Source organism: Desulfobacula phenolica (genome assembly GCF_900105645.1).
Lineage (GTDB): Bacteria > Desulfobacterota > Desulfobacteria > Desulfobacterales > Desulfobacteraceae > Desulfobacula > Desulfobacula toluolica.
The window spans coordinates 43,775-62,675 of record NZ_FNLL01000010.1 but is presented as its reverse complement, the minus strand read 5'-3'; the positions used below and the strand labels follow the sequence as shown (position 1 = coordinate 62,675).

Genomic DNA, 18,901 nt, shown 5'->3' with positions numbered 1-18,901 from the left:
AGTAATAAAATTTAGTTGTGTATAGTTTTAATCAATCCGGTACGCATCCCATGCATCTGAAAAAATGCTTCAGGGATGCGTACCGGATTTCTTCACCAACCCGTATTTAATGACTTGGCAAAACTGGAATCAAACAATGCATAGGCTTGGAAACAAAGGATTTACCTTTCTGGAACTCATCCTGGTGGTCGCTATCATCGGGGGCATGATGCTGCTGATTCTGCCCCGGACCCAGCGGACATTTAATGCGGCAAAAATCAGCCTGGTCCGCCAGGCTGCCACTGAAATCGGCAGTTATACAATTGAATATGCCCAGAACATGAGTTCAGGCAAAGCCGATGCAAGTTCATATACACCCGCCTCCTACCTGCTGTACCCTACCCTGTATGATCAAACAGGTCCGGCCAGTGCTTCCCTTGTGAACCACTACACCGGGAACCCGGTTTTCCAGGGAGTGAAACAGAACATATCTTTGAGTTCAACCCTGTCAAACCCCTTTAACAAAACTTCTTATTTTGATGAAGAAAACGATGATTCAAAAATTCCGAGTGAAAAGCCCGGCCTTCTCTATCTGGTCTCTTCCGCAGATCTTTTCCGACAAAACCTTAACCGGCAAAATATTTCACAACAACAGAACAAAACCGTTCAAGACCCCTCTTCTGATCAAAACTCATCTCCTGCTGCTGCCAAAGCCCCTTTGTCGGCCTTTATCGAGTTCTATTTCATCTATACAGGAACGGAAAATGCCTGGCACGGACAGATGGGAACCGACAGTTTAAACGGCATCAGAAACGGCATGTTCGTGGCAAGACTGCCCGCCCCCCGGCACGAATAAGACTTCGTCAAAAAGAATGAATCGTGTGAAAAACGAACAAAAATTTTATCCGGTAGGTCAGGGCTCTAATAGTGATAACGAAGCTGAGCGATCAAAATTGATTCATTTTTTATTTTGTAGACTATTCTGTGTTCATTATTGATTCTGCGTGACCAATAGCCTGATAAGGCGTGTTTTAGTGGTTCAGGCTTACCAATTCCATCAAAGGGAGTCCTTTTGATATCCTTTATTATGGTATTGATTCGACGCATAATTTTTTTATCCGTTCTTTGCCAATAAAGGTAGTCCTCCCACGCATGATCTGAAAAGATTAGATTCAATCTATGAGGTTCCTTTCGTCTCCTCCGCCGGTTTCCAATTGTGCAATCGACTCAATCAGCCTTTTCATATTTTCAGGCGATCTCAAAAGATAAGCCGTCTCTTCAAGGGCTTCATAGTATTCTAATGACATTATAACCACAGCCTTGGATGATTTCCGGGTTATAATGATCGGCACATGATCCGTGCAGACCTTATCGATTGTTTTTGCAAAGTTTTGCCTTGCTGCAGTATACGTTATTGCGTCCATATGACACCTCCTGTACAGTTTATTGTACAGCCTGTTCGAAATATGTCAAGACCCCAACGAAAAGACAAAAGCTATCCGGCAAACAGTTGGAGTTGTCGGAAAATCCTGCTGCGCAGGGATTCTTTGAACATGGACCTGGCGATGTGGATTATTTCAAGAGTTATTTTTTGCCTTTTTACAAAGATTGATAATCTTTGTAGGTGTGTTATCATTACCGTAAAAAAAGGAGGCATGATATGCATATCTCATTAACACCGGAACTTGAGGCCGGTATCAGGCAAAAAGTAAAATCAGGTTATTACAACAATGCCAGTGAGGTGGTCCGGGATGCGTTACGATTTTGGGAAGCCAATGAAAAGCTGGTACAATACATTAAACTTGAAACTTTGCGAAACCGCCTGGCAATCGGGGCAGATCAAGCTGAACAGGGCAGGTTTGTCGATCAATCCGTAAGTGATATTATTGCCGAGGCCGGGAATGATTAAATACCGCCTTACACCGGCGGCAAAAGAAGATTTACTGAAAATCTGGAATTACACCGTTGAAGTCTGGGGCAAAAACAAGGCATCTGTATGATCATCAGATGATTTTGATATTCACCTTCCGGTTTCTCGGGCCGTCAAATTCACAAAAATAGATCCCCTGCCAGGTTCCAAGGACAAGTGAGCCGTTTTCCAGTGGGATGATTTCCGACGGCCCGAACAGGCTGACCTTTATGTGTGCCGCAGAATTGCCTTCCATGTGTTTGAAATGGTCATCCCAGGGAATCACCTTGTTGATGGTATTTAAAATATCAGTTTCAACGGCAGGGTCTGCATTTTCATTGATGGTCACAGCACCTGTCGTATGCATGGAAAACACATGGACAAGGCCGTCTTTTATCCCGGATTCTGTTACCGCATCCCGAACCTGGGACGTAATGTCAACCATCTGGGTTCGGGCATTTGTTTTGACGCTGATCTGCATCATCAACCTCCTTTTGCGATCCCGGCCCGATGTTGAAACCAGGTTTCATCACCGGGCCGGGGTAATCATTTAACAGGATAATTCTTGAACGCGGATTATTTTAACAGGTCAAGAGCGTTTTTAACGATATTTTCCGGAGAAAATCCATAGGCATGCAGGACTGTTGAACCGGGTGCGGATGCCCCGAATTTATTAATCCCGATGATTGTTCCTTCCGTGCCCGTATATTTTTCCCATCCCATGGAAATACCGGCTTCAACAGCGATTCTTTTTGTCACACCTGAAGGCAGAATTCTTTCCCTGTAGGCGGCAGGTGCTTTTTCAAACAATTCCCAGGACGGCATGGATACCACGGCTGCTTTGATGTTGTGAGTTTCTTCAAGAATTTGGGCGGCCTCCACACAAATGTGGACTTCAGATCCTGTGGCAATGAGAATCATTTCAGGATCTGATATGGCTTTTACCGTATATGCCCCGTACTGAAATTCACCGTCCCGCTGGGATACATCCAGGGTCGGCAGCTTTTGACGGCTCAGGATCAATGCAGTTGGCGAGTCAAGCGTTTCCAGGGCCTTTTTCCAGGCAAAGGCGGTTTCATTGGCATCTGCCGGTCTGACAACGGTAAGGCCCGGGATGGCCCGTAATGATGCCACATGTTCAACCGGCTGGTGGGTGGGGCCGTCTTCTCCTACAGCCACGCTGTCATGGGTAAACACATAAATCAGCGGCAGGTTCATCAAGGTGGCCACACGGATGGCCGGGCGCATATAGTCTGCAAACACCAGAAAGGTTCCGCCAAAGGGCCGGATGCCGGAATGAAGATACATGCCGGACATAATGCCGCCCATGGCATGTTCACGAACGCCGAACCGGATGTTACGACCGTCCCGGGCTTGTTTTTGAAAATCGGTTGAGCAGTTAAGATAGGTTTTGTTTGAAGGAGCAAGGTCTGCAGATCCACCCATTAATGTTGGCAGATTTTCTGCAATGGCGTTCAGCACCTGGCCTGATGCAGCCCGTGTGGCAACAGGGCCGTCTTCAGGATTAAACTGAGGAATCTTGGCATCCCATCCCTGGGTTAAAAATCCACTGATGGCGTCTACAAACTCGGTTGTCTGCTCAGGGTATTCAATTTTGTATTCATCAAAAATTTCCTGCCAGCTTCGTTCAAACCCTTCTCCATAGTTCAGGGCTTTTCTGCAGTTTTCCAGAACCTCTTCAGGGACATAAAAGCTTTTGTCTTCAGGCACTCCGTAAAACAGTTTGACCAGTTTTATTTCTTCTTCGCCAAGGGGTGAGCCATGGGCATCCGAGCTGTCCTGTTTGCTCGGGCTGCCATAGGCAATGTGGGTTTTTATCTGTACAAGGGTGGGGCGGGCAACCGCGTCTTTACCGGCCTGAATGGCTTTTTGAATTTCATCCAGGTCGTTGCCGTCTTCAACCGTAACCACATGCCAGTTCTGGCTTTTGAATTTTGCTCCGACATCTTCTGTAAATGCAATGTCGGTTTTTCCTTCAATGGTAATGGAATTGTCATCATACAAAAGAATCAGTTTTCCAAGCCCCAGATGTCCTGCAAGGGAAATGGATTCAAGGGCAACCCCTTCCATCAAATCACCGTCACCGCACATCACATAAGTATGGTGGTTGATCAGTTCTGTTTCTTCCATATTAAATCGTGCGGCAAGATGACGTTCGGCAATGGCCATGCCCACGGCATTGGCAATTCCCTGACCCAGAGGGCCTGTTGTGGTTTCCACCCCCGGAGTGTCGCCGTATTCAGGATGTCCCGGGGTTCTGGATTTCCATTGTCTGAAATTTTTCAGGTCATCCAGTTCAAGCCCGTAACCAAACAGGTACAGAAGGCTGTAAAGCAGAGAAGATGCATGACCGCCGGACAGCACAAAGCGGTCCCTGTCAATCCAGGCGGGATTTTTGGGGTTATGCTTTAAAAAGCGTTTGAACAAAACATATGCCGAAGGCGCTAAGCCCATGGGTGCGCCCGGATGTCCGGAATTTGCTTTTTGAACCGCATCCATGCAAAGTGTCCGGATAGTGTTTACGGTTAACTGATCAAGATTTGTTTCGGCTTGGGCCATCGTGTGTTTCTCCTGTAAAATAATTTGGTGTTACAAAGCTCTCATGTGTTCCGGTCTAAGTGCCAGTTTTCCATTAAGGGCCTGTGAAATCAGTTCAAGGGTTTGTTCTTTTTCTTCGGGCAGTTTCGCCCGGATGGGAAGATAGTTGGAAGCATGATTTGCATGGAAAAATCCGTTTGAAAGATGGGTTGAAGCAAACATCAGACCCAGTTCTTCAAGCATTTGCTTTGGGGTGATAAGTTCAAATTCACCTCTTTCATACTGATCATAAAGTTCAGTGCCGGGAGTCAGCATAAGGCTTAACGCCCCCACAAAATCAGGATCAATTGCAGACAGGACCCTTCCGGTTTCGCCGGCATGGATTTCAGATCTTTTTTTGCCCCCGATACCAATAATAACAGTGACGGACAATTTAATGCCGGATGCTTTAACCCGTTTTCCCATTTTGATCATTTTAGCGGAATCCGCACCTTTTACTATATCCTTTAAGACCTGGTCATCCCCTGATTCAAGCCCCATATAAGCGATTTTTACTCCAAGATCATGCAGCTGTTTTAATTGTTCGTCGGTTTTCATGCCAATCCCTTTGGTGTTGGCATACAGCCCCACTCTTTCCACCCAGGGCAGCCGGTCTTTTATCTGTTTGAGAATTTTGACCAGTCTTTTCTGGGGAACGATCATGGCATCCCCGTCGCATATAAACAATCTGTTTTGTCTCTGGCAGTATTTTCTTGCAAACTCGATATCTTCAAAAATAATATCGTCTTTTTTGATATTAAATCGTTTTTCCCTGAATGTACCGCAAAATGTACATTTATTATGGGAACAGCCCAAGGTGACCTGTAATAAAATACTGTTGGCCTCACTTGGCGGCCGTATCATCATACCTTCATAATGCATGTTGCTATATCCCTTAAAATTTAAAGTTTTTTAATAACAGGTATCTGCAAAAAATTCAATATGTTGATTTGTTTTGGATCTGCCGTGGCAAAACTTTGGAGGCAGCCCCAGGGTTTGTTTGCACAGGTGAAAATACCCCTGACCCGCCTTGACATTTTACTTTTTGCACCAATTATTATTAAAAAATAATTTATACCTAAATGATAATTAAGAAACAGGAGTAAACATGGGAACAAAAGAGACACATCAATTTAAAACCGAGGTGCAGCAGCTTTTGCACCTGATTATCAATTCTTTGTATTCCAACAGGGAAATATTTGTTCGGGAGCTGATTTCAAATGCGTCTGATGCCATTGACAAGGCAAGATTCAAAGAACAGACAGACCCGGACCTGTTTGCCGATGATAATGATTATCATATCCGGATCTCCCTGGATTCTGAAAACAAGACGTTCCAGATTTCCGATAACGGGATTGGAATGACCCTGGATGAGGTCAATGACAATATCGGAACCATTGCCCAGTCAGGAACGGCCGCGTTTATGAAGGCGCTTGAAAATTCCAAAAAAGAAAACACTCTCTCTCCTGAACTGATCGGTCAGTTCGGTGTTGGATTTTATTCAGCATTTATTGTAGCTGACACGGTCACACTGGATACAAAGGCTCCCGGCCAGGACATGGGTGTCAGATGGGAATCGGATGGCAAGGGATCTTACACGGTTCAGGAGATAGAAAAAGAAAATCGCGGCACCACCATTACCCTTCATTTAAAAGCAACTGAAGACGGGGACCAGGATTTCACGGAAAGCTATACCATCCAGCATATTGTGAAAAAACATTCTGATTTTGTGACCTATCCTGTGATCATGGAAGTTGAAAAAAGCGAACCCCTTCCTGAGAATGAAATCATTAAAGATTCAGACGGCAAACCCATTGGGGATACCTTTAAAAAGGTTAAAAAAGACGAGACCCTGAACTCCATGAAAGCCATCTGGTCAAAATCCAAAGAGGATGTGACCGATGAAGAGCATGAAGAGTTCTATCGGCACATCAGCCACAACTGGGACAAGCCCATGGAGATCATCCATAAAAAATTTGAGGGCGTAACCGAATACGATGTTTTGATGTATCTGCCGTCCAAAGCGCCCATGGATATGTTCCGTCCGGAAAGAAAGAATGGAATGCAGCTGTATTGCAAACGGGTTTTTATCATGGATGACTGCAAGGAACTGTTGCCCGAATACCTGGGATTTGTCCAGGGAGTTGTGGATGCCCCGGATTTGAACCTGAATGTGAGCCGTGAGATTCTTCAGGAAGACCGCCTGGTTCGAAACATCCGCAAAAACCTTGTGAAACAGATTTTTTCCGTTCTGGAAGGCATGGAAAAAGAAAAATATGAAGAATTTTATGTTGAGTTTGGCCAGGCCCTGAAAGCCGGAATTCCAACGGATTTTCAAAACAAGGAAAAACTGGCATCTCTTTTACGATACAAAACCACCAAGTCGGACGGCAAATATATCACCCTGGATGAATATATTGAAAATATGCAGGAAGACCAGAAAGAAATTTATTATCTGACCGGTGAAAGCCTGACATCACTTATGAATTCTCCTTTGCTCGAGTCCTTGAAAGCAAAGGATTATGAAGTTCTTTTAATGGTGGACCCAATTGATGAGTGGGTCACTCAGTCCCTGCCCGATTACAAGGAGAAAAAACTCAAGAGTGCGGAAAAAGGGGATCTTGATCTGGATAAAGTGGATGATGAAAAGAAAAATGAATATTCCGCTCTGATGTCCTTTCTCAAAGGAAAGCTTGAAGCAAAGGTCAAAGATGTTGTGGTTTCCAACCGTCTTAAAGATTCGGTTTCCTGCCTGTCCGGCGATGATTACGGCATGAGCGCATACATGGAAAAAATCATGAAAGCCTCGGGCCAGAAAACTCCTGACCAGAAACGGGTGATGGAAGTCAATGTGAATCATCCGGTCATGGGCAAGATGAAAGAAATTTTTGAGACAGACACCACCAACCCGGTATTAAAAGACTATAGTGATCTTCTGTTTGATATTGCCGTTATCAGCGAAGGCGGCAAGCTGGACAATCCTGCAAGATTTTCCAAACAACTCGGAGACCTGATGGCCAAATCAATATGATTGTTTTTCTTGAAAATCTTGGATGCTCAAGGAACCAGGTTGACAGTGAAATAATGCTGGGAAAACTTGTGGCGGCGGGTCACAGTGTAACTGATGACCCGTCCTGCGCCCGGGTGATCATTGTCAACACCTGCGGATTTATATCAACAGCCTCTCAAGAGGCTGTTGATGTTCTTTTGGAAATGGCAGCATTCAAGCAAACCGGAAAGTGTGAGCGGCTCATTGCAACCGGATGCCTTGCCCAGCGGTATAAGGATGACAAAGATCTGTTGTCCACCCTGCCTGAAGTGGATGCGTTTATAGGGACTGCCGCGTGTGACCAAATTGTGGATGTGGTTGAAAACAAACAAACAAAGCCTTTGACCCTTTTTCCAGATCCAAGCACAAGAGCGTTCCAGGACGGTTTTGAACCAAGAGAACTGATCACCAAAGATTATGCCTATATCAAGGTGTCGGAAGGGTGCAACCGGACGTGTACCTATTGTATTATCCCCAAGCTTCGCGGTATCCAGCGCTCAAGGCCATTGGATGATATCTGTAGAGAAGCTAAGGATCTTGTTTTAAGAGGCGTTAAAGAGATTATCCTGACCGCTGAAAACACAACGGATTACGGTCGGGATTTTCAGGATGATACAGGATTTGAACAGGTTCTCAAGGCTTTGGCCGACACTGTTGAAAAAGACCATGCCTGGATACGTTTTTTGTATACCCATCCTGAAACAATTACACAACCCATTATACAGGCGGTAAAACAGCATAAAAACATCTGTTCTTATTATGATGTTCCAGTCCAGCATGCCTCGTCAGGCATATTGAAAAAAATGGGCCGCCCCTATACGCTTGAAGATCTGTATGCCCTGTTTAAAACCATCCGGGCAATTGATCCTGATGCTGCCTTAAGAACCACTATTATCGTTGGGTTTCCGGGTGAAACACAAGAGGATTTTGAGACGCTGATGACGTTTATCAAGGATATCCGGTTTGATCACTTGGGTGTGTTCACCTATTCTGATTCCCAGGACTTAAAGTCTCATCTGTTAAAAGATCATGTTTGTGCTGAAATTGCAGAAAAAAGACATGACCTGATCATGGCGGAACAGGCCAAAATTTCAGAATCAGTTAATGAACGCTATGTGGGCAAGACCTTTGAAGTTCTTGTGGAAGAAAGCCCTGAACAAGGCGTTTACATCGGCAGGACAATGTTCCAGGCCCCGGAGGTTGACGGGATGACATTTATTTATGCAGACAAGCTTGAAATCGGCACCTTTGTTAAGGTAAGAATTACAGATGCTTTTGAATATGATATTGCCGGGGAGATTGCATGACAAAAGGGATAAAGCAAAGACTTGTTGAAATGGTGGCAACTGATCTTGAAAAAATTGAAATCGAGCTTGAACATCATTTGAATCCAAACCTGGAACTGGTCAGACAGATTGCATCCCACCTTCTGTTCAGCGGCGGAAAACGGTTAAGGCCGCTGTTGATGATTCACAGTGCCAGGCTTTGCGGTTATCATGATGATTTTGAGATCACATTTTCCACAATTTTTGAATATCTTCATGCCGCCACCCTGTTACACGATGATGTGGTGGATGAGGCTGATATCCGGCGTGGCAAAAAAGCCGCCCACACCAAATGGTCTGCTGCCAAAGTGGTGCTGACAGGAGATTTTCTTTTGGCCAGGGCTCTTGAAATTGCGGCAAAGACACGAGAACCGGATATCATCAGTATCATTGCAAAAATTACCAGGGACATGTCCCAGGGGGAAATCGACCAGCTGGAAAAAAAAGGGAAATCAGATCTTTCAGAACATGAATATCTTGAGATTATTGAAAGAAAAACAGCCGTTCTGATCCAGGGCGCCTGCCAAAGCGGTGCCATCCTTGCCAAGGCACCAAAAGAAAAACAAGAGGCATTGAACCAATACGGGTTTCATTTGGGAATGGCTTTTCAGATGGCAGATGATCTTTTGGATTACACGGCAAGCGCCAAGCAACTGGGAAAAAATCCAGGGGCGGACATGCGGGAGGGAAAGCTGACCCTGCCGCTGATCCACACTCTTGCCAACGCTTCTCCAGAGGATAAGGTGTGGATAAAGGATGCCATAGCAACAACAAAATTTGATTTGGATCAGTTTGAAAAACTCAAACAAAAACTGGTTGCGTATAAGGGAATAGAATATACTGAAAATCGGGCACAAGATCATGTAAAAAAAGCAAAAGCCTGCCTTGATTATTTTGAAGAGTGTCCATCCAAAGAATTCTTATGTGTGGTTGCAGACTATGCCATTGAAAGAAAGGTTTGAAAAGGATGTTTAAAAAAACAGCAGCTGTCGGTTTCATGGTTTTATTCATCAGCAGCATCAGTATGTCAATATGCTTTGCTGCCAAAGATTCCGGGGTTTTAACGGGTGTGACCACAGCCAGAAGCATGGTGGTCAATCATAATCTTCAGCAGGCCAGGCAGAAAGCAGTGTCAGATGCCCTGGAAGTTGCTCTGCAAAATGCCTTTGCCGAACTTGTATCAAGACAGATTTTTGCTGCCAATCTTGATTTTTTTTACGACCGGGTGCTTTCCCATACATCGGACTATATTGTTACATATCGGGTGCTTGGCGGCATTGAGAGCAATGACTATTATCTGGTGGGGGTTGAGTCCAAAGTCGATCTTGCACGACTTGAAAAAACATTGACCAATGCCGGGATACTCAATGCAAGTCAGGATAAACCCGTGATCCTGTTTTTTATTGCGGAAAAAACCCCGTCTGATCTTCTGCCAAAATATTGGTGGGGGAAAAATCCCATTCCTTATCAGTCTGTTGCAGAACAAACGATTATAACCGAAATGACGGGGGAGCAAGACAGATTTATTATTATTGGCAATGGCACGGACCGTCCCGACCCTTCTTTGTATAATATCAGGTTTGATTCCATTTACGACACGGCAGCAGCCAGAAAGCTTGGCAAAGAAATGAAAGCCGACATGATTGTTTTCGGCAAAGCCGTTGCATCAGAAGCCATTAACCGAATGGGTGATGAAAAAACCTTTCATGCCGAAATAAATCTTGAAGGATATAACCTTGAAACCGGACAAAAAGTTATTAACTCACAATTACAGGCCGTGGTTAAAAACAATATGGCACAGCAAGGAAATGTTCAGGCGCTTGTTAAGGCCGCCCGTTTGTCAGCCAGGGATCTGGGTGACAAAATCAATGAATACTGGACCCGGAATTTGAGAAAAGAGCAGACCTTTGATGTCAGGATGGAAGGGGCTCAGTTTCTGCCGCGGTTTATCGCATTAAAGCAACGATTGAAACAAATACCTGGGATTGAAAACATGCAGCCCAAAGAGAATGGATCAAGTTATGCGATAATGGAGGTCTTTTATAAGGGGCGATCTTCTCAGTTTGCCGATGCCGTCATGCTGAAAACCTTTGATTCGTTTGGGTTGGAAATTTCAGATGTGACTGAGGATCATGTGAATATCAAGTTTATTGAAAAAGAGCAGTCTCTTTTGTCGGATGATTCCCAAGGCCTGGAAAATCCGATTGACATAAATCAGGTTGAGGAAAATCAGATTACAGGAGAATAAGCGGTATAAAAGAATGCATATAAAGGACGATTCCCTGAATTGATAATATGCAACTGCTTACAACAAAATTTCATATTCCCGGATTTAAGGCTGATGCCGTTGTATCCCGTCAAAGAATTTGCCGTCTTATTGATGAAAAAAGTTCTATTGTGATCCTCTCCGCTCCTGCGGGATTCGGGAAAACCACATTGCTCAGTGAATGGGTGGAACATTGCAAAACCCTTGTGGCATGGGTTTCCCTTGAACAAAGTGAAAATATTCCCAATGTTTTCTGGAGGTATCTGATCACGGCGGTTGCATCTGTTTTGAACCGTTGCGGTCAAAATTCACTGGAACAGATCAAATCTTCCGGAACATCTTTAATTGAAAACATTCTAATCGAAATGATCAATGAGATTGCCGCAGAGGGAACAAAATTCACCCTTGTTCTGGATGATTTTCATGTTATCTCAGATGGAAAAATCCATGAAGGGATGGAATTTTTAATGGATCATCTGCCGTCCAATATGCGGATGATCATTGCAGGCAGGGAAGCTCCCCGGCTTTCAATTTCAAAATTCCGGTTGTCGGGAAAACTGGTTGAAATAAATGCCCTGCAATTTCGTTTTAATACTCATGAAACCGAAGATCTGCTGAACAAAATCCACGGTCTTGACCTGACCCAAAAAGATGTTGTTTCTCTCACAAAGAAAACCGAAGGTTGGATTGCAGGACTTGTGCTTGCGATTCTGTCGATGAAGGAACAGAAGAATAAGCGGTCATTTATAGATGATTTTACCGGAAGTCACAGGTATATAATTGATTATCTGGTTGAGGAGGTTTTGTCCGGCCTTGGGGATGAGATCAAAAATTTCATGCTGAAGATCGCGATCCTGGAAAGATTCTGCTCCGAATTGTGCCGGGCTGTGACAAAAAATCCCGACAGCCGCAGAATTCTGATGGCCATGGAGCAGAATAACCTTTTTCTGATTCCATTGGATAACAACAGGGAGTGGTTCCGTTATCACCATCTGTTCAGAGAGTTTCTCTTGAAGCATCTCATGGAAAAAGATCCCGGCAAGGTAAAGCATCTCCATGCAAATGCTTTTGTCTGGCTGAAGGATCAGGGGGTAGTGAGCGAAGCGTTTCATCATGGGGTGCTGGCAAAAAATTACAGGGCTGCAGCAGACCTGCTTGGGCAAAATGCTCCTGAGCTGTTCAGCCGGTCCGGCGGATTTGTTTTGAAAACTCTTATTGAGCGTCTGCCTGAAACCATCGTCAGCAATAATCCCGAGTTGTGCAGTTATTCGGTGTGGCTGAATGTCCTTGCCGGTGATTTTGAATCCGTTGGTCTCCTTGGCCGGGAGATTTTCAAAAAAGATAAAACCGTGTCAGGATTTATTTCCCTGATAAAAGGATATCGCTATTTCTACCAGACCGGGGAATTTGAAAAAAGCATCAAAGAGATGAAAAAGTGTCTTCAGGCCCTGCCGGAAAAAGAGGGCCTGGTCCGTGAAATGGGGGAGCTGGTCCTGGGGCTTTCCATGAGGTATAGCGGTGATATCGGATCTGCATATGAATATATCAAAAAAATATCACAAGGAGATGATATCCCTGTTTTAAGGGCCATCAGCTATGCCGATATTCTCTGTGTCATGGGGAAGCTGGATATGGCATTTTCTTTTATCGACACAACCATTGAAAAAGGAAAGAAGCGATACGGGGAAACGCTTGTGCCGGAATACGGGTTTCTTTATATCCTCAAGGCCGATATCCTGCGGGAACAAAATGAAATCGGAGAGGCATTGAAAGCATGCAAAAAAGGATTATACCTTGCCAGAAACAATGAGTATGTTGAAATCATTTTTTTGGGCAACCTGGAATATGCCAGGATTCTTGCGGCGGACGAAAACCATGAGGAATCAGAAAAAGCAATGGCGGTTTCCATTGAGGCTGCCAGGGTGAGTTCTACATGGGGAGAGTTCATGTCAAGGGCATACGAAATTCGAATGCAGATCGCCCGGGGGAATATGGATGATGCCCAAGAGCTTATCAGGAAGATAAACCTGCAGTACCTGCAATTAGATCAGAACCTGGAATTGGATCAGGATCTGGCAATTCCCTATCATAAATATCATCTGTATCTCAGCCTTTGCAGGTATTGGCTTTGCAAAAAGCAGACCAGACATGTACATGGGATCACTGACGCCATGATCCGGGAGGATCTGCCGGTCAAGGGAAACGGGCGGTTGATTGAATGTTACGTCCTTAAGGCGATTGCATATCATGTGGAAAATGATATGGATAATGCCCTTAAAATTTTAAAAAAAGCATTTGTGCTTTCTGAAAAACAAGGTCAGGTAAGGGTTTATATTGACGAAGGGGAAGCTATTCTGACCTTGTTCAAACAAGCTTTGAAGCGGGGGATATTGCCGGAGTATCTGAAAAAATATATTGACCGTCCCAAAGGCAGTTGTGAACTTAGATCTGTGATGATCAATGAATTTAAAGAGACGTTTAATGACCGTGAAATCGAAGTTCTCAAATTGATGAAAAAAGGAGGCTCAAACCAGGATATAGCCGACACTCTTTTTCTTTCGGTCAATACCGTGAGGTGGTATGCAGGTCGTATTTTTGCAAAACTCAATGTGAAAAGACGGGGAGAAGCAGTTGCCTTTGCTGAAAAGTATGAGCTGATCTGACAAGTCGGCGGTCGTTAAAAAAAGCTTTTAATTTCAAGGCTGATGCGGTCTTCCTTTTGATATTGCCACATCAGGCTGTCTTTATCCCTGGCATTGAAAACGGTATAATCAGCTATTATTTCAAGGCTGTCAGTCAGGTCATAGGTGAGTTGAAACCGATGGAACCTGTCTTTTTTTTGGACATGGCAATAAAAGTTATACTCAAAATCCAAGGTCTGATTTAAAAAATCTTTTTGAAACATATAGTAAAAAGCCGAATCTTTTTCATCACAATCTTGTGTCAGGCCTGATCCCCCTGAACGGATATGCCGGTTGGACAGCTCCACACTCATTTGGTATCGATCATTTGCATTGTATTCAACACCGATTGCAGCATCAATCACGTCTTTTTTTTCAACCCGAAAAAGCCCGTCTGCATCATTTCCCTGCAAGGCAAATCCAAACTTATATGCCAGTTCCATCTTGAACAAAAACTGCTGCCATGCATGGCTCAATGCCGCTCCCGCCATGGTGTAGGCGGGGTATGTCTTGGTTGCCACCGGTTTTGCATCCAAATCATATCCCTGATACGCATACCGGGCTGAATTGGAAAAAAAGCGGCCGGCCATAAGGGAGACATCGGTCTTTGAAATAATTTTATCGATTTTCACCCCGAACTCAGAGTCGCCGAATTGGGGAGACTTTTCCAGGACGACAATCGTGCCTTGGCTTTCAGGCGCTCTGTCATACCTGGAATTTGTGGCCGGCTCCCGGTCTGTTTCCGGCAGGGGGCTGTAAAACAAAAAGGTATTAAAATAACGGGAATAAAAATTTCCCGAAATCATGAACTGGCCGAGCCTGGCATCTTCAAGCCGGATAAAGATGAATTCCGAAAGATCCCGTGCAGATACCACATCGGTTATGGCCACTGTATCCGCTTTTCCCCAGACATTGATCTGGTGACCGATTTTCAGGCTGAAATTGTCATATCCTGCCTGGACAAAAGCTTGTCTGACCCAAGCATCAACCAGCACATCCCTATCTTCGGCATCTGCCCTGTGATCGGTTTTCGGATGAACACTGCACTTGCCGTCAAATTTTAAAAAAAGATAATCCCGGAACAGGGTGTCGTATTCAAGGCGGACAAAAACGTTATTATCAATGATTTTCGGACCTGCTTCCACCCCGTGGGCAAACCTATATCCCAACGTGACGGTGGATTCTTCAAAAAATTGATCCGTCCAGGTTGGTTCCGGGTGCAGGGGATCATCCTGGGTCAAGTGAGTTTTGTCTTCCATGTCCGGCCAACCCTCTTCCTGAAAGATGATCTGTTCATCATCGGTGTCAAACTGACTTTGGCCGTAAGCTCTGCCGGCAAGTCCCGGGATAAAATCGGCAATAAGACCGGCAATAAAAAAGCAGATCAGGCAGACAAACAGAAATAAACAGGGTACAGGGGGAAAAATCTTGTCCCTTGCAAGCTTCATTACAGCCTCCGATCTATCAATAAGCAGCCTGGTATTTTTTCAGGTTGCTTTCCCGGAACGCACCGTCGATAAGAGTTCTAACCGTTAAAAAGTCATCGTCCACCGGCAGATTCAGGGCGATCTTTTCATAGCTCATCACGGTTCTGCGGTGGGTCTCAAGATTGAGAACCATAATCTGCATTGGCACCAGGATATTGTTGATCTTTGTAATCTTGCCAAAATAGAACCGTTTGAATTTTTTACCCTGGCGGTTATAGAGGATGGATTTTAAAATCAGATTCCGGTCCTTATCCACCCAATCCAGGGCTTTTGAATAATTGCTTTTGATCGCCCTCTCTTTTACCGGCACGGATTCAATCACATAACAGGCTCTGTTTGCATAGGTTTCTTCACCCAGGAGCCGATAGGTATAATCATCAATATGCCTTTTTTCCATATCCTCATAACTGAGTTCAGAGCCGAAAAAACTGCCGGTTTTCGGTTCTTGCTCATTGCCGGATACAATTCGTTTGACCTTTCCCAGGGCGGACAGGTAAAGCCACTGGTCAGTCTCTTTGCCTTTTTGCTCATAATCGTATTGCAAAAATCCGATCCCCTTTTCTCCGGCAGGTTCAATGATAATGGTGACGGTTTTATGGTCCTTTTCCCTGGGGCCGTAGTCTTTTCTGACCATATCCATGATTTTTACCCTGGGATTTGATTTGCAGACAATTGTTTTTTGTTTTTTTACAACACCGCAGGTGGACAGCCTGACCCGCCCGATCTCTGTGGTTCCGTCATCCCGGTCCAGGACGTTTTGAACAATTTGCCTGGCCTCGCCGGCCAGACCGTCTGAAATAAAAAGCACTGAAAGAATAAAGATCAAGCCAAGGATTCGCATCTGTCCACCTCTTTTAAAGTTCGGTTAAAATTAACATTACATACCCGGCACAATGCCGGCAGTAAAAAAAGATCCGATAGTAACGCCGTCAGAACGGCAATCGCGGCAAATATGCCAAAATGACTCAGTCCGTTGTGAAAGGACAGTAAAAACACCAGAAACCCCACAGATAGAATCAATGAGGTGAACGCAATAGCCTGACCGGCTTCCCGGATCGATTGGATGGCGGCGGCGGCAATGTCTTTTGATTTTTCCATTTCAAGTCTGAAATGGGTCATAAAATGGATGGTGTCATCCACTGCAAGCCCGATGATGATCGGTGCAACCAGCAGCGTGTCCGCATCCAGGGGAATGTTAAAATACCCCATCAGCCCAAAAGTTGTCAGGATGGGAAACAGATTGGGGGCCAGTGCCACAAGCCCGGATTTGGACGACCCGAGAACCAGGAAAAGAATGACGGAAATCACCAGCAGCGCCAGGCCGAAACTCTTGATCTGGGCCCAGGCAATATAGTCCAGCATAATGGACAACAGCGCCATGTTCCCGGTCAACGTAACGTCCAGATCCGGGTAGGTCTGTTTGAGTCCGGCAAACCTGTGATCAATAAAGGCCTGAACTTTTTTCATGATCTTCAAAGCCTCTATGGACCCCACGTTAAGGGAATTTAGCCCGATCCTTGCCTGGGAATAATCATCAGACACCAGCCGGGTCCGGTCTTTTGGATTTGCATTCTCAAACAAGAATAATACCTGTTGTAAAATCGCTGGATCTGACGGTATGAGATATTTTTCAGGGGCATTGTCATGAAGTGCTTTATGGGATTCTTTTACCACATTCACCAGTGAAAGGGTTTTGACCACCCGGCATGACTCATCTTCTTCCATAAAGTTTTGCAAAGATTCCATGGCAAACAAAACCCGTGGGTCTTTTAACGCGTCTTCTTGTTTAAAATCAAGCATTACCTCCATATTGCCGGTGCCGCCCAGGTGTTCATCAACAATGCCATAGGCCTCTCTCAAGGGCATGCCTTTTTTTATAATTTCCACAAAGTTGGAATCCACTTTCAGCTGGAGTATGCCGAAAACCATGAAAATCCCTGCTCCGAAAAAAATCAGGATCATTTTCCAGGAATGGGAAACACTGACCTGTTCTATTTTTTTCAGCAGTTTGAGTATAAAATGATCTGTTTCACATGCTTTTGTTTTGGAAACCGGACTCCAGATGTCCAGCATCAAAGGCAGGAGAAGAACCGTGAAAACAAATGCAAACAAAACCGCAACAGCGGCAAACACACCAAAATTAGAAATCGGCTTCATGGGAACCAGAACCAGGGAAAAAAGTCCGACAGCCGTTGTCAGGCTTGTCAACATACAGGCCAACCCGGATTTTTTCATGACACTGCAAATGGCGTGTTTGTGATCAAGATTTTTATTCCTGAAATAAAGATATCCCGAAAGAATATGTACCGTATCCGCGATGCCCACGGAAAGGGCCAGGAAAATAATCACCTGCAGCATGGCTGTCATGGGAATCTTAAGCCAGCCCACAAGTCCCAGAACCCATATTATGGTCAGGATCACAATCACAACCGGCCAGAGAACTGCGGAAAAAGACCTGAAAAGAATCCACAGCATGATAATGATCAATAACAGCACCAGGGACATCAACCGGCCCATATCATTTATTACCGCTGTTGCAAAAAAATCCATCAATGCCGGGTTGCCCACGGGATAGAATTCAAAAGCTGCCGTATATTCAGGTTTGGCAAGGATGGCCCTGATCTTTTTCATAAACAGGGGATATTCCCTGATATCTTCTTTGCAAAGGGTTAGATCACCCGCATCTTTGGAAATGTTTTTTTTTGCATCCATGGTATCAAAAACAATGTCTTCATCATCAAACCCGGTTGAAATTTTTTTGCCGGTATCTTTTTGCCCAACAAGCGGTTCCAGGCGGGCATTAAAATCCGTACGGACAACAATGCCACCGTATTCGCTGTTTTCGGAAAGGTAGATCCGGGGATAATCCGGATGATTCAATGCTTTCTTTCTCAATTGTTCTTGCTGCGTATGATTTTGTGGCAGACGGTCACCAATAAAACTTCTGGAATAAAGTGTTTGATTCCAAGCTTCCATATATTTGACATTGATAAGGCTTTTCACCTCCTCAATATGATCCAGGGCTGAAGGGATTGTAGACTCAAGATTCAACCGGTAATCGGCCAGGTCATGGTGGAGTTTTTTCAGTGCAGCCAGGGATGCACTGGAAAAGATATCCTTGTCCTTTGCCCGGTAAACAATATAGACATACTCATCCCCGCCGAAAATGCTTCTGAAATTATCATAGGCCTTTTTTACCGGGTCATCGTCTTGAAAATAAGAGGTCAATGATTCATCTATAACAACATTTTTAACGCCAAGACTCATAAAACCTGTGGCAATAACGAAAAAAAGCAGTACCCGCCATTTTTTTTGCCGGAGCCTGTCCGGCAGGGCTTCAAAAAAATTATTTATTCCAGATAAGATTTGTCCCATATCCAACTCCTGTTTGTGTTAAATTTCCATGTTTCCAGCTTTTTTAGGCCGGGGCACAACAAAAGTCACCATCCAAAAGGATGGAAAAGCAGATAAACAAAAAAAACAGGCTATATTCTTATGCAACTATGCATAGGTTTGCATAAGAATTGAAATTTATTTGTTTTTTTGTATATGATATGAGTAATGTGAGCAAGGCAATTAAATCAGATCGTTGTAAAAATTCGTATCT

General features: G+C 44.4%; 15 protein-coding genes. 7 read left to right on the top strand and 8 right to left on the bottom strand.

What is annotated here, in order from left to right; translation table 11 throughout:
- Positions 1-136: 136 nt before the first annotated feature.
- Positions 137-835, top strand: a complete 699-nt coding sequence (locus BLT94_RS16030; protein ID WP_175530380.1) for a type II secretion system protein — start codon at positions 137-139, stop codon at positions 833-835.
- Positions 836-900: 65 nt separating this feature from the next.
- On the opposite strand, the gene BLT94_RS16025 is transcribed toward BLT94_RS16030, so the two are convergent.
- On the bottom strand, positions 901-1,155 hold the full coding sequence (locus BLT94_RS16025) for a Txe/YoeB family addiction module toxin (protein WP_092236323.1): 255 nt from the start codon (positions 1,153-1,155) through the stop codon (positions 901-903).
- Complete coding sequence (locus BLT94_RS16020) at positions 1,152-1,403, bottom strand: type II toxin-antitoxin system Phd/YefM family antitoxin (protein ID WP_092236321.1); 252 nt, start codon at positions 1,401-1,403, stop codon at positions 1,152-1,154. The genes BLT94_RS16025 and BLT94_RS16020 overlap by 4 nt, the downstream gene beginning before the upstream one ends.
- A 236-nt stretch (positions 1,404-1,639) precedes the next feature.
- Between BLT94_RS16020 and BLT94_RS16015 the strand changes: the two genes are divergently transcribed.
- Positions 1,640-1,888: a type II toxin-antitoxin system ParD family antitoxin gene (locus BLT94_RS16015; protein ID WP_092236318.1), complete on the top strand. Its 249-nt coding sequence runs from the start codon at positions 1,640-1,642 to the stop codon at positions 1,886-1,888.
- A 94-nt stretch (positions 1,889-1,982) separates the two neighbouring features.
- Here BLT94_RS16015 and BLT94_RS16010 read toward each other — a convergent pair whose 3' ends face one another.
- From BLT94_RS16010 to BLT94_RS16000, 3 genes are all read right to left on the bottom strand, one after another.
- Complete coding sequence (locus BLT94_RS16010) at positions 1,983-2,369, bottom strand: secondary thiamine-phosphate synthase enzyme YjbQ (protein WP_092236315.1); 387 nt, start codon at positions 2,367-2,369, stop codon at positions 1,983-1,985.
- 95 nt (positions 2,370-2,464) lie between these two features.
- Positions 2,465-4,468: a transketolase gene (tkt, locus tag BLT94_RS16005; RefSeq protein WP_092236312.1), complete on the bottom strand. Its 2,004-nt coding sequence runs from the start codon at positions 4,466-4,468 to the stop codon at positions 2,465-2,467.
- Positions 4,469-4,498: 30 nt separating this feature from the next.
- Positions 4,499-5,368, bottom strand: coding sequence for a radical SAM protein (locus BLT94_RS16000; protein WP_092236309.1), 870 nt, complete (start codon positions 5,366-5,368; stop codon positions 4,499-4,501).
- Between the two features lie 226 nt (positions 5,369-5,594).
- Here BLT94_RS16000 and htpG point away from each other — a divergent pair, with 226 nt between their 5' ends.
- Genes htpG through BLT94_RS15975 form a run of 5 tightly spaced genes read left to right on the top strand, consistent with a single transcriptional unit; the run spans position 5,595 to position 13,789 of the window.
- The gene (gene htpG / locus BLT94_RS15995; RefSeq protein ID WP_092236306.1) at positions 5,595-7,517 is read left to right on the top strand and encodes a molecular chaperone HtpG; all 1,923 of its coding nucleotides are present in this window, start codon (positions 5,595-5,597) and stop codon (positions 7,515-7,517) included.
- On the top strand, positions 7,514-8,842 hold the full coding sequence (rimO, locus tag BLT94_RS15990) for a 30S ribosomal protein S12 methylthiotransferase RimO (RefSeq protein WP_092236303.1): 1,329 nt from the start codon (positions 7,514-7,516) through the stop codon (positions 8,840-8,842). Before htpG ends, rimO begins: the two co-directional genes overlap by 4 nt.
- Positions 8,839-9,822 carry a polyprenyl synthetase family protein gene (locus tag BLT94_RS15985; protein ID WP_092236300.1) on the top strand — a complete coding sequence of 328 codons (984 nt, stop codon included), beginning with the start codon at positions 8,839-8,841 and terminating at the stop codon, positions 9,820-9,822. Before rimO ends, BLT94_RS15985 begins: the two co-directional genes overlap by 4 nt.
- Before the next feature lie 5 nt (positions 9,823-9,827).
- Positions 9,828-11,108 carry a hypothetical protein gene (locus BLT94_RS15980; RefSeq protein ID WP_092236297.1) on the top strand — a complete coding sequence of 427 codons (1,281 nt, stop codon included), beginning with the start codon at positions 9,828-9,830 and terminating at the stop codon, positions 11,106-11,108.
- Positions 11,109-11,155: 47 nt separating this feature from the next.
- Positions 11,156-13,789 (top strand): LuxR C-terminal-related transcriptional regulator, encoded by a 2,634-nt coding sequence (locus tag BLT94_RS15975; RefSeq protein WP_092236295.1) that lies wholly within the window; start codon positions 11,156-11,158, stop codon positions 13,787-13,789.
- A 14-nt stretch (positions 13,790-13,803) separates the two neighbouring features.
- Here BLT94_RS15975 and BLT94_RS15970 read toward each other — a convergent pair whose 3' ends face one another.
- Genes BLT94_RS15970 through BLT94_RS15960 form a run of 3 tightly spaced genes read right to left on the bottom strand, consistent with a single transcriptional unit; the run spans position 13,804 to position 18,669 of the window.
- Positions 13,804-15,255: a DUF1302 family protein gene (locus tag BLT94_RS15970; RefSeq protein ID WP_092236292.1), complete on the bottom strand. Its 1,452-nt coding sequence runs from the start codon at positions 15,253-15,255 to the stop codon at positions 13,804-13,806.
- Positions 15,256-15,271: 16 nt separating this feature from the next.
- Entirely contained in the window at positions 15,272-16,135 is an 864-nt protein-coding gene (locus BLT94_RS15965; protein WP_092236289.1) for an outer membrane lipoprotein-sorting protein, read from the bottom strand.
- Positions 16,117-18,669, bottom strand: a complete 2,553-nt coding sequence (locus BLT94_RS15960) for an efflux RND transporter permease subunit (RefSeq protein WP_092236287.1) — start codon at positions 18,667-18,669, stop codon at positions 16,117-16,119. Before BLT94_RS15960 ends, BLT94_RS15965 begins: the two co-directional genes overlap by 19 nt.
- Between the last annotated feature and the right edge of the window lie 232 nt (positions 18,670-18,901).